The sequence below is a fragment of the Novosphingobium sp. BL-A-41-Hi4A-0G genome (assembly GCF_055521735.1).
The window spans coordinates 841632-853801 of record NZ_CM145501.1; the positions used below are offsets into that span (position 1 = coordinate 841632).

A 12170-nucleotide genomic window follows, 5' to 3' on the forward strand; every position below is an offset into this window, starting at 1 on the left:
TTCGATGTACGATGAATTCTATGGTCTTTCGGGTCGCCCGTTCCAGCTGACGCCCGATCCGCGCTTCTATTTCGAGAGCGGAACGCACCGCAAGGCCTTGTCTTATCTGGGTTATGGCCTCGCGCAGGGTGAGGGCTTCATCGTCATCACCGGCGAGGTCGGCGCCGGCAAGTCCACACTCGCCGCGCACCTCATGGCCACGGTTGACCGCCAGCGACTCACTGCCGCGCAGATCGTTACTTCCGCTCTCGATGGCGAGGAACTGATCCACGTTGCGGCGCGCGCTTTCGGGCTGGAAGTCGCAGGCCACGACAAGGCCACCGCACTCGCTCAGATCGAGGCCTTCCTGCACCATGAAGCGCGCGAAGGTCGTCGCTGCCTGCTGGTGGTGGACGAATCGCAGAACCTCTCGGTCGAAGCATTGGAAGAGCTGCGCATGCTCTCCAACTTCCAGTTGGGCGCGCATCCGCTCCTGCAGATCCTGCTGCTCGGCCAGCCCGAATTCCGCACACTGATCCAGACCTCGCCTGAACTGGAGCAGCTGCGCCAGCGCGTCATCGCCTCGCATCATCTCGATGCGATGGAGCCCGCCGAAGTCGGTGCCTATGTCGAACACAGGTTGGCGCTGGTTGGCTGGCAGGGACGCCCGCAGTTCGATGCGCGGGTCTATGCCGATCTCGCCAAGGCCAGCGGAGGTGTGCCGCGCCGGATCAATCAGATCGTCAACCGCCTGATGCTGATGGGCGCGGTCGAACAGCGCGATCATATCGATGCGGCAATGCTGCAAGCCGTGCTGACTGACCTTGCCGGCGATGGCGCTTTCGGCAAGCCGCAAGTTGCCGTAACGCCCGCTCCCGCCGCAGACGTGCCGAAAATCGAGCTTCCGGTGGCCCCGGCTCCCGTGGCCGCGCCTGCCGCTCCCGCAATTGACGACAGCGCATGGCGCGTTGCTCTGGCCGAGCGTGACGAGCAGATTGCCGAATTGCAGCAGGCGATCATCGAACTGGCCGACATGCGCGCCGCGCCCGTTGCGCCTGTGCCCGATTTCGATCTGGCCGCCCAGCTCGAGGAAGCGAACCGCCGCATCGCCGCGCTGGAACAGCGTCCGGGGGACGAAGTCGTGCTCGAAGCGCTGGCCGAAGCGCAGCGCCGCGTCGCCGCGCTTGAATCGCGCACGAGCGAGCAGGAGCAGGCGATCCGCCACACGCTGACCATGCTGATCGAGTGGATTGAGGCCGAAGACTTCCATCGCGCTGCTGCTTGAGCGACGCATCAGGGGATAGTGCAATGTCGTCCGGGGTGCTGAACGGCCGTGTGCTGAACGGGTTGTCGGTTGACGTGGAAGACTGGTTCCAGGTCGGCGCGTTCGAAACCGTGATCGACCGGGGAGACTGGGACGGGCTGACCTGCCGTGTCGAGCGCAATTGCCAGCAGATACTCGCCCTGTTCGACGAGGCGGGCGTCAAGGGCACATTCTTCACGCTGGGCTGGATTGCCGAACGTTACCCCGCGATGATGCGCCGGATCGCTGCTGCTGGGCATGAGATCGCCAGTCACGGCTGGGACCACGCCCGCGTGTTCACGCTGGGGCGCGAGGCCTTTGCCGCCGACATCGAACGGGCACGCAAGGTGCTGGAAGACGTGACCGGACAGCGTGTTACCGGCTACCGCGCGCCGAGCTTCTCCATCGACGCCCGCACCCCCTGGGCGCACGAAGTGCTGGCTGAGCAGGGCTATGTCTATTCCTCCTCGGTCGCCCCCATCGTCCACGATCACTACGGTTGGCGCGAAGCGCCGCGCTTTGCCTTTCGCCCAGTCTCGGGTGCCGAACTGATCGAGGTCCCGGTGACCACCGCCGAAGTCGCGGGCCGCCGCATGGCGGCGGGCGGGGGTGGGTTCTTCCGGCTGCTGCCCTATGCCGTCTCGCGTTGGGCGATCCGTCAGGTGAACGAGCGCGATAGCCGCCCGGCGGTGTTCTACTTCCACCCGTGGGAAATCGATCCGGACCAGCCGCGTCCGCCTGTCGCTCCGCTCAAGTCGCGGCTGCGGCACTATACCAACCTCGATGTCATGGCCGCCAAGCTTTCGCGTCTGGTGCGTGAATTCCGCTGGGGCCGCATGGACGAAATCGCCGCTTTGGAAGCGGCGCGCACGCCCTTGCGCGAGGCGGCATGAACGCGCCGTTCTTCCCTGCCAGCGCCGTGGCACGCGTGGCCGATCCCGGAGATCGGGCGACGATAGCACGTTTTCTGGCTGACCATCCCGATACCACTGCCTTCCATCGCCCCGAATGGCTCGATGCCGTCGAGCGCGCGACCGGGCACCGCGCGCATGTTCTCCTTTCCGAGCAAGACAGGACGATCCGTGGCGTCCTTCCGCTGCACGTAGTTCATTCCCCGCTGTTCGGCCGCGCACTTGTCTCCACCGGCTTCGGCGTCGGCGGTGGCGTGGTGGGTGAGGGCGATCCTGCGCTCTTTGCCGCCGCGCAGGAATTGGCCATCCGCCTCAACTGCCCGACGCTCGAACTGCGCGGCGGGCCTTTGCCGCAGGGCGAGGGCTGGCATGTAAAGACCGGTAGCCACGCAGGTTTCGTCACCATTCTGGCAGCTGATGACGAGGCGCAACTGCTCGCCATCCCGCGCAAGCAGCGCGCCGAAGTGCGCAGAGGTCTGGGCTATGGTATGGAAGTGCGGACCGGGCGGAACGCCCAAGACCGCGCGATGCACTACGCTGTCTATGCCGAATCCGTCCGCAATCTTGGCACTCCGGTATTCCCCAAATGTCTGTTCGATGCGGTGATGGACGCGTTCGGCGATGATGCCGATATCCTCACCGTACTCCACGAAGGCCAGCCGCTCGCCTCGGTGCTGAGCCTCTACCATCGCGGCGCAGTCATGCCCTACTGGGGCGGCGGCACCCACGGCGCGCGGACCATGCGCGCAAACGACGTGATGTACTACGCGCTGATGAATCATGCGCGCGGGCGCGGATGTGACCGTTTCGATTTCGGCCGTTCCAAGGTCGATACCGGAGCCTACCACTTCAAGCGCAACTGGGGCTTCACGCCCGAACCGCTCGCCTACGCGACATGGACCGCCGACGGGCAGGCCCCGCGCGACGTCAATCCGCTCAGCCCGCGCTACAAGGCCAAGATCGCGTTGTGGCAGAAGCTGCCGCTCGGGTTGGCCAACCGCATCGGCCCGTTCATTGCCAACGGCCTTGCATGAGCGAAGTCCTGTTCCTCGCCCACCGCATCCCGTTCCCGCCCGATCGCGGCGACAAGATCCGCTCGTGCCACGTCCTGCGCCACATCGCGAAGCTGGCCACGGTCCACGTCGCCTGCTTTGCCGATGACGAAGGCGACATGGGCCATGAGCCGGACCTTGCTGCCGTTGCCGCCAGCCATTGCCTCGTACCCCGCACCCGCTCGCTCAAGCTGGCAGGTGTCGAGGCTTTGGCGAGCGCAAAGCCCGTCAGCCTCACTGCCTTTGCCGACAAGCGTATCGCCGCCTACGTCGCACAAGTCCTGGCTGAGCGGCCCGTCAGCGCGATCTACGTGTTCTCCGGCCAGATGGCGCAATACATCCCCGCGGACTTTCCGGGGCGCGTGGTGATGGACTTTGTCGACGTCGATTCCGCCAAGTTCGAAGCCTACGCCGCCGCCGCGCGCTTCCCCGTCAGCCGCCTCTACGCCCGCGAAGCACGTCTGCTCTCGCGCTTTGAAAGTGACATTGCCCGCCGCGCCCATGCGAGCCTGCTCGTCACGCCCGAGGAAGCCGCACTCTTCCGCCAGCGCCTGACCCCCGGTGCAGAGCTGCGCGTGCTCGCGGTCGGCAACGGCATCGACACCGATTTCTTCGATCCCGAAGGGATGCCGCCCGCGCCGGAAATGGCAGGCGAGGGGCCGCAGCTGACCTTCACCGGCCAGATGGATTACCCGCCCAACGTGGCTGCCGTGGAAATGTTCGCCCGTGAAGTCATGCCCCATATCCGCGCCACGTTCCCGCAGGCCCGCTTCAACGTGGTTGGCCGCGCCCCCACGCTCGCCGTCCGCACGCTCGAAGGCATGCATGGCACGCGCGTCACCGGAGCGGTGATCGACGTGCGCCCGTGGCTGGCCGGAGCCGACCTCGTCGTCGCGCCACTGACCATCGCGCGCGGCGTGCAGAACAAGGTGCTCGAGGCGATGGCCATGGCCCGCCCGGTCCTCGCCACGCCCGAAGCCGCCACCGGCATCACCGCGCGCGAAGGACAGGAACTGGTCATTGCCAGCGGAGCCGATGCTCTCGCCAGAACGGCGCTCAGCCTGCTCCACGACAAGGTCCGCGCCGCCACCATCGGCCAATCGGCCCGCGCCTTCGTGCTCGAAAAGTGTGGCTGGGCCGGAGTTCTCGCCCCCCTTGCTGACCTGCTCGGCCTGACCGGCCCCGAGTCTCCCCGTGTCGCCGCCTGACCTCGCGCTCAAGGCCCCGCTCGGTCGCGCCTTTGCAGCGCTGCCCGCGTCATGGCGTCGTGCGCTTGCTCTGCTGGCTCTGGCGTGGACCGGCAACGTCGTGCTCTTCGCCTCCGACTGGCAGGCGATGTTCCTGCAGTGGTGGGACAGTTCGACCTACAACCACGTCCTCCTCATCCCCTTCATCCTCGGCTGGCTGATCTCGCTGCGCTGGCGCGAAGTCGTGCGGATCGAACCGCAGGCGTGGTGGCCCGGCCTGATCCCCTTTGCTGGAGCCGCGTTTCTCTGGCTGCTCGGCACTTTCGCCGGACTCTCGCTCGCGACCCAGCTCGGCGTTGTGCTGATGGCGCAGGCGAGCGTGCTGGTCCTGCTCGGCCCCCGCGCCTGCGCCGCTCTGCTTTTCCCCATCGCCTACATGCTGCTCCTCGTCCCCGCAGGCGACGAGCTGATCCCCGCGCTCCAGACCATCACCGCGAAGATCTCGATGGCCATGCTCGACCTGAGCAACGTGCCCGCGCACATCGAAGGCGTGTTCATCACCACCCCCGGCGGCTATTTCGAGGTGGCCGAGGCGTGCTCCGGCGTGAAGTTCCTGATCGCGATGATCGCCTACGGAGCGCTCGTCGCCAACGTCTGCTTCGCCTCATGGAGCCGCCGCGCCGCCTTCATGGCGCTAAGCATCGCCATGCCGATCCTTGCCAATGGCGTGCGCGCATGGGGCACGATCTTCATTGCCGAGCATCGCGGCATCGAATTCGCCGCCGGGTTCGACCACATCTTCTACGGCTGGATATTCTTCGCGCTGGTCATGGCACTCGTCATGGGGCTGGCCTGGCGCTTCTTCGACCGCGCGATCGATGACCGCATGATCGAAGCCGAAGCCCTGAACCGCAACGCCTTGCTGGCGAGGCTCTCAGCGTTTTCCATGGGGCAGGGCAGGGCTTTGGCCGCGCTCACAGCCCTCGCTCTCGTCTTCACCGGCTGGAGCGCATGGGCAGGCCGCCTTGAAGCCCCCGTGCCCGCACGAATAGCGTTCCCCACCGTTCCCGGCTGGACCCAGGTCGATTACACCCCGCAAGCCGCATGGAAACCGCTCCACACCGGCGCCGCCCATGTCCTGCTCGGCCGCTTCCGCGATGATGCGGGACACATCGTCGACGTCTCCTACGCGCTCTACGCCACGCAGGATGATGGCCGCGAGGCTGGCGGCTTCGGCCAGGGTGCAATCCCGCTCGGCAGCGGCTGGGCATGGGAAAGCTCGCCCGCCCCGCTGGCGCAAGGCCACGCCGACCGCATCCAGACCGTAGGCCCCGTCCACCGCTTGGCCGAGACCTTCTACCGCTCCGGCCCGCTGTTCACCGGCAGCAACACCCGCCTCAAGCTCGAGAACATCCTCGACCGCCTGCTGCTGCGCGAGCGCACCACCGCCACGCTGATCCTCTCTGCCGAAGATGCCATTCCCGGCCAGCCTCCGGCAGAAGCCTCCCTGCGCGCCTTCCTCAAGGCAACCGGACCCGTGGAGGCGTGGATGGACCGCGCCGCCACAGGCCGCTAGGCTTCCTTCGCATGTGCGGAATCGCCGGAATCATCCATACCGAAGGCCTGAAGCCTGTCGATCCAGACCGGGTCCGTCGCATGTGCGATGCCATTGCGCATCGTGGGCCGGACGGGGAGGGCGTGTGGACCGCACCCGGCGTGGGCCTCGGCCACCGCCGCCTGTCGATCATCGACCTTGCCGGATCGCCCCAGCCGATGATCGCGGCAGAAGGCGACGCGGTGATCGTGTTCAACGGCGAAATCTACAATTTCAGGGACTTGCGCAAGGAACTTGAGGCGCTGGGCGCCACCTTCCGCACCGATGGCGATACCGAGGTGATCCTGCAGGCGTGGCGGCACTGGGGACTCGATTGCCTGCCCCGCCTCCACGGCATGTTCGCCTTCGCGCTCCACGACTTGCGCCAGCGCACCACCCTGCTGGTCCGCGACCGTTTCGGAGTGAAGCCGTTGTTCACCGCGCGCCTTGCCGATGGCGCGGTGATCTTCGGCTCCGAACTCAAGGCCCTGCTCGCCCACCCCTCGCTCAGGCGCGAGATCGATCCGCTGGCGGTGGAGGACTACCTCGCCTGGGGATACGTCCCCGATCACCGCTCGATCCTCAAGGGCGTAGAGAAGCTGCCCGCCGGACACTATCAGCTCCTGCGCCCCGATGCCCCGCCACCCGCGCCGGTACAGTGGTGGGACATTTCCTTCGCCGACCGTGAGAAGGGCAAGGCGGACGACCTCGGCGCACACCTTCTCCACTACATGCGCGAAGCCGTCACCTCGCGCATGCTCGCCGACGTCCCTTTGGGCGCATTCCTGTCGGGCGGAGTCGACAGCTCCAGCGTCGTCGCGCTCATGGCCGAAGCGAGCACGACCCCGGTCAAGACCTGCTCGATCGGCTTCGATGTCGCCGCGCTCGACGAAACAGCTTACGCCGACCGCATCGCCGCGCAGTTCCATACCCAGCACTGGAAACGCACGGTCTCGCCCGAGGACTTCTCGCTGGTCGACAGGCTGGCGGGAATGTTCGACGAACCTTTTGCCGACGCTTCCGCGCTTCCCACCTTCCGCGTCTGCGAACTGGCGCGCGAGCATGTGACCGTGGCGCTGTCCGGTGATGGCGCGGACGAGGCTTTTGCCGGTTACCGCCGCCAGACTTTCCAGCACCGCGAGGAACAGGCCCGCGCACTTCTGCCTTCTGCTCTGCGCAAGCCGCTGTTCGGCGCGCTCGGCCAGCTCTGGCCCAAGGCGGACTGGGCACCACGCCCCTTGCGCGCCAAGACCACGCTGCTCAGCCTCGCCGGCAATGGCGAAGAAGGCTATGCTCGCGCCCTCGCCGTCACCTCGGCCGATTTGCGCGACACGCTCTACAGCCCCGATTTCAAGCGTTTGCGCGGCGGTTATCGCGCCGAACAGCCACTGGTCGATCTTATGCGCAAGGCGCCCGCGCGCTCAGGCCTCGATCGCGCCCAGTATGCCGATCTCAAGTTCTACATGACCGGTGACATCCTGACCAAGGTGGACCGCACCAGTATGGCCGTGAGCCTAGAAGCGCGCGAACCGCTGCTCGATCACCGCCTCGTCGAATTCGGCGCGCGCCTGCCCGAGGGGCTGCGGGTCAAGGGATCTACGGGCAAGTGGCTGGTCAAGGAAACCATGCGCCGCTACCTGCCCGCAGACGTGCTGTTCCGCCCCAAGATGGGCTTTGTGACGCCCATCGCGCAGTGGTTGCGCGGGCCACTTGCCGAAGAAGCGCGCGGCCTTGCAGCAAGTGGCGCGCTCGCCCGCACCGGCTGGTTCGACAGCGCGCGGATCGACATGTTGGCCGAGGACCACATTTCCGGTCGCGCAGACCATAGTCGTCTGATCTGGCAACTGCTGATGTTGCGGAAATCCTTGGATCGGCTTGGTTGATACGGGATTAAGTTTGTCCGCTCGGTAAGATGATCTTCACCAATCCGGACTAATCCAGCGTTGAAACAATGCCGCTGGAACCATGCTGAAGAAACTGCGCTCACCGCTGTATCTCGCGCTGCTTATCCCGGCGTTGCTGGCGCTTACCGATTTTCTGACGCCGATCGATCACGGTTACTGGAACGTTCGGTACAAGCTGAACCAGCATCCAGCTGACAGTTCCATCGTCGTCATCGAACTCGACGGCAACACCGAACACTCTGATGATCCGACTGTCTCCGCCTCGCGTCTGGCCAGCGTGCTCGAACGTGTCCGGCGGCAGATGCCCTATCGCGTGTTCGTCGATGCGCCGGTGAAGTACGGCGCCGATGCGGCAGGCGACCGGAAACTTGTCGACGCGGTTCGGGCATTCGGCACAGGCGTGTCTCTCGTGGTGCGCAGCACGAACGTCGGCAGCCTGGAGCGCGGTGATTCGTTCAAGGATCTCAAGCTTCCCCCACCGGCGCTGGCAGTCGAAGCACCGGTCGTCGTATCGGCGTGGAATGCGAACTTTCTCGATTACGCCGTATTCTCGCCATACGTGGTCGAGGTAAAAGGCAAACGGTACCCAACTTTTGCCGCTTCGCTTGCCGGTGTCGGCTCTGGCATCCAGGACACGTTCCAACCCGATTTTCTGGTTGCACCTGATTCGGTTCCCCGGGTGCGCGAAGCGTCGCTGGCCAGCGGCAACTATGTGCCCGGACTTCTGACGGGGCGAACCGTAATTGTCACGCAGGCCGACAACGCTCCGCCCATTGGTTACTTTGGCAGCGGGCGGGTCCATCCGCTGGCGGTTGATATCGCGGGCGCTTCGGGCCTGGCCAAGCCCATGTCGTTCTGGTTTGGCCAACTCCCGCTTCTGATTCTTGTGTGGCTGCTCATGCGCGCCGGTTCGCGCAATGCGATGAAGCGGAAAAAGCTTTTCCTTCACGGCAGCGCCATTCTGTCGGCAATTCTTGTTCCGACGCTGCTCCAGATCGTCGGTATCAAGCTCGACGTTGGCGCAGCTCTCGCAGCGATCTGCGTCTATGGCGGTGGGCGCATCTGGCAACTGCGCGTTCGGCGAGTTCAGCACACCAGTGCCTCTGGCCTGCCAAACCTTCTGGCGCTCAGCGAGAAGCCCTTTGAGGTCGGCCGGGACGTGATCGTCGCCGTCATTGCGAGATACGAGGAAATTCTGGCGACCTTGCCCAAGGATCTTCACGGGGAATGCGCCCGTCAGATCGCGCGGCGTCTCTCCGTCGGATCGGGCATCGAGACGATCTACAACGGTGAGGGCGGCCACTTCGCCTGGACGGAAGAGGCGCGTCCGCTGGAGATGCAGCTGAACCACCTCGAAGGTTTGCGGGCCCTGTTTTCTGCACCATTGCAGATCGGCACCTACACTTTCGATACGAACATCCACTTCGGGCTGGATCGCAACGAAGGTCTCGATGCCCAGACCCGCGTCAATTCCGCTGTTGCCAGCGCGAACGATGCAATGAACAGCGGGCGTTCTGTCGAGCTTTTCGAAGCGGAGCGGCTTGCCGAAGCTTCATGGGAACTCTCTCTCCATGCGCGAATCGACGAAGGTCTTCGCAACGGAGAAATCTGGCTCGCATACCAGAGCCAGTGGGACATGCGCGAAGGCGTGCCATGCGGTGCAGAGGCGCTCATTCGCTGGAATCACCCCACCCGCGGCCCGATTGCGCCTGACGCCTTCATCCTGCAGGCCGAGCGTGCAGGGCGCATTGATGCGCTGACGTATTGGGTGTTCGAGGAAGCGATAACCGCTGCGCTCGCGCTGAATGGGCCGCTGCGGCGCTTCCAGATGAGCGTCAATCTCTCGGCACAAATGGTCGACAAGCCTTCGCTGGTCTCCACGCTTGTCGAAATCGTGCGGCGCCGAAACATCGATCCACGCTTGCTGACGGTCGAAGTTACCGAAACATCTAGCGTGCGCAACCGGCCGGCAGCGGTGCAAAACCTCTCGCAACTGCGCGCGATGGGCTTCAGGCTTTCGATCGATGACTTCGGCACAGGCGAGGCGAGCCTTGCCTATCTCGCCGACTTGCCGAGCGACGAATTGAAGCTGGATCGTCGCTTCGTTTCGCGCCTGCTGACTCACGAGCGTGAAAGCCACATCATACGTTCGACGATCGAATTGGCGCACGCTCTCGGGCAGACCGTGGTGGCCGAAGGAATCGAAGACGAAGCGACCTATCGTGCACTTGCCAGAATGGGTTGCGACGTTGGGCAGGGGTATTTTCTAGGTCGCCCACAGAGCTTTGCCGAGTTTAATCAGAGCCTTCTCAAAACGGGACGCCGCCAGATCGGAGTCGTTTAGAAGTTGTTAACCATATCCGATGCTGTTAACCATGAGCTTCCTAATGTGGATGGAGGCTCACATGTCGGCTTTGAACGCAATCATCGAAATCCTGCGCTGGATCTTCCAGTAAGGGCAACTTTCTGAGTTTTCTTTGAAAATTCAGTGTTTTGCAAGGTTACTGCGCTGCCGCTTTGAATGCGGCAGCGTAAAACCTTTGCCTCGGTCAATAAGGCCCCAAGTGATTCGTAGTTAACGGCCTGAGTGTCGCCTTATGGAGCTTTGGGCTCCAGTTTGCGCGATTCAGTCTTCGCCGTGACCCAGTGCCAGATAATCTTGGCTCTGCATTTCCATCAGGCGGCTGACGGTGCGGTCAAACATGAACCGCCCTTCCTCATCACCCTTACCGCTCCAGTCATAAAGCTCGGCAGGCTCCGCGTCGGCGGTGGCGATGAGCTTGACCTTGTGCTCGTAGAGCGCGTCGATCAACGTGATGAACCGCGCGGTCTCGTTGCGCAGGTCTGCGCCGAGGCGCGGGATCGCGACGATGATCACGGTGTGGTAATGGCGCGCGATCGCAAGGTAATCCGCCGCGCCGCGTGCTTCGCTGCATAGGCGCTTGAAGCTGAACACGCCCACGCCCTTGAGGCTCTTGGGCACGTGGAGCAGGCGCCCGCCGCCGACGTCGAGCTCGCAGGCAGGCACGTGCTCGCTGTCTTCGGGCGGATAGTCGGTGAGACGGAAGAAGGCCTCGCGGACTTTCGCGGTCGATTCAGGTCCGACCGGCACGTGCCAGGTGCCCACGCCCTTCATGCGCTCCAGCCGGTAGTCGGTCGGGCCGTTGAGTGTGAGGACGTCGAGCCGCCCTTCGATCAGGGCAATGAACGGCAGGAAGTGTTCGCGGTTGAGGCCGTTCTTGTAGAGGTCTTGCGGCGCTCGGTTTGATGTTGTGACCACGGTGACGCCGCCATCGACCATCAGGGCGGTGAACAGGCGGCTCATGATCATCGCGTCGGCGCTGTTGTTGACGACCATCTCGTCGAAGCACAACACCCGCGTCTCGGCGGCGATGGCGGCGGCGACAGGCGGGATCGGGTCGCCGCTTTCCTTCTTGCGCTCCTCGCGCAGGCGGGCGTGAACGTCGAGCATGAATTCGTGGAAGTGCGCGCGGCGTTTGGCCGGGACGGACAGGTTGTCGTGGAACAGGTCCATCAGCATCGACTTGCCGCGCCCGACGCCGCCCCACATGTAGACGCCGCGCGGGGGGGCAGGGGGCTTGGCGCCGAACAGCTTGCCGAACAGACCCGGCGCAGGTGGCGGGGTTTCCAGTTCCTGCTGCAGCGCATCGAGCCGGGCAGCCGCTGCGGCCTGTTCGGGATCGGGCAGCAACTCGCCTGCTGAAACAAGCTCGTGGTAGCGCTGGAGGACCGAGGTCATCGCCCCGACAAATTCTTCAGGGTGGGCTTGCGGATCGTGCCGTTGAATGCGGCGATGGTGTCGCTGCCTTGCTCGACGAGACCGCGCAGGAAAACGAGGCGGCCGGTTTCGCGCAGCACTTCGACCACGGCGTCGAGCGGTTCGCCCACGCGGCCCGCGCCGATGAACTGGGTGGACAGGTCGAGCGTGACCGAGCCCGCCGCGTCACCCTGGAGCAGGGTGCGCATCCCTGCGAACAGGGCGATGTCGATCAGGGCCAGCGTGACGCCGCCGTGGACCGCTTCGAGCAAGTTCGAGTGGCGGCGTTCCGGGAACATGCGCAGCCGGGATACGCGCACGCCATCGGCGCGCTCCTCGATCCGGGTGAGCATCCGGCCCATCGTCTGGGCGTTGAACCGGGTCTCGTCGGTCAGGTTCCAGGTGAACCAGCCGGGGTGATCCTCGGCCGGTTCGTAACGGAAAGCTTGCGCACTCACCGGC

Annotated in this window: 9 protein-coding genes; 7 read left to right on the plus strand and 2 right to left on the minus strand. The window is 64.7% G+C overall.

Annotated elements, in window-relative coordinates; translation table 11 throughout:
* The first annotated feature begins 4 nt into the window (after positions 1-4).
* The 7 genes from ACZ1JX_RS04120 to ACZ1JX_RS04150 all read left to right on the plus strand — a co-directional run bounded on the left by ACZ1JX_RS04120 (position 5) and on the right by ACZ1JX_RS04150 (position 10274).
* Positions 5-1264, plus strand: a complete 1260-nt coding sequence (locus ACZ1JX_RS04120) for an XrtA/PEP-CTERM system-associated ATPase (protein WP_465125524.1) — start codon at positions 5-7, stop codon at positions 1262-1264.
* 23 nt (positions 1265-1287) lie between these two features.
* Positions 1288-2175, plus strand: coding sequence for an XrtA system polysaccharide deacetylase (locus tag ACZ1JX_RS04125; protein WP_465125525.1), 888 nt, complete (start codon positions 1288-1290; stop codon positions 2173-2175).
* On the plus strand, positions 2172-3227 hold the full coding sequence (locus ACZ1JX_RS04130) for a FemAB family XrtA/PEP-CTERM system-associated protein (RefSeq protein ID WP_465125526.1): 1056 nt from the start codon (positions 2172-2174) through the stop codon (positions 3225-3227). The genes ACZ1JX_RS04125 and ACZ1JX_RS04130 overlap by 4 nt, the downstream gene beginning before the upstream one ends.
* Positions 3224-4453, plus strand: a complete 1230-nt coding sequence (locus ACZ1JX_RS04135; protein WP_465125527.1) for a TIGR03087 family PEP-CTERM/XrtA system glycosyltransferase — start codon at positions 3224-3226, stop codon at positions 4451-4453. The genes ACZ1JX_RS04130 and ACZ1JX_RS04135 overlap by 4 nt, the downstream gene beginning before the upstream one ends.
* Complete coding sequence (gene xrtA / locus ACZ1JX_RS04140) at positions 4440-6008, plus strand: exosortase A (protein ID WP_465125528.1); 1569 nt, start codon at positions 4440-4442, stop codon at positions 6006-6008. Before ACZ1JX_RS04135 ends, xrtA begins: the two co-directional genes overlap by 14 nt.
* A gap of 11 nt (positions 6009-6019) precedes the next feature.
* Positions 6020-7909, plus strand: a complete 1890-nt coding sequence (locus ACZ1JX_RS04145; protein WP_465125529.1) for an XrtA/PEP-CTERM system amidotransferase — start codon at positions 6020-6022, stop codon at positions 7907-7909.
* 82 nt (positions 7910-7991) lie between these two features.
* Positions 7992-10274 carry an EAL domain-containing protein gene (locus ACZ1JX_RS04150; RefSeq protein WP_465125530.1) on the plus strand — a complete coding sequence of 761 codons (2283 nt, stop codon included), beginning with the start codon at positions 7992-7994 and terminating at the stop codon, positions 10272-10274.
* 282 nt (positions 10275-10556) lie between these two features.
* Here the strand turns inward: ACZ1JX_RS04150 and zapE are convergent, their stop codons facing one another.
* Together zapE and ACZ1JX_RS04160 are read right to left on the minus strand one after the other, a co-directional pair.
* Positions 10557-11690 carry a cell division protein ZapE gene (zapE, locus tag ACZ1JX_RS04155; protein ID WP_465125531.1) on the minus strand — a complete coding sequence of 378 codons (1134 nt, stop codon included), beginning with the start codon at positions 11688-11690 and terminating at the stop codon, positions 10557-10559.
* The gene (locus ACZ1JX_RS04160; protein ID WP_465125532.1) at positions 11687-12166 is read right to left on the minus strand and encodes a PaaI family thioesterase; all 480 of its coding nucleotides are present in this window, start codon (positions 12164-12166) and stop codon (positions 11687-11689) included. The genes zapE and ACZ1JX_RS04160 overlap by 4 nt, the downstream gene beginning before the upstream one ends.
* Positions 12167-12170 lie beyond the last annotated feature (4 nt).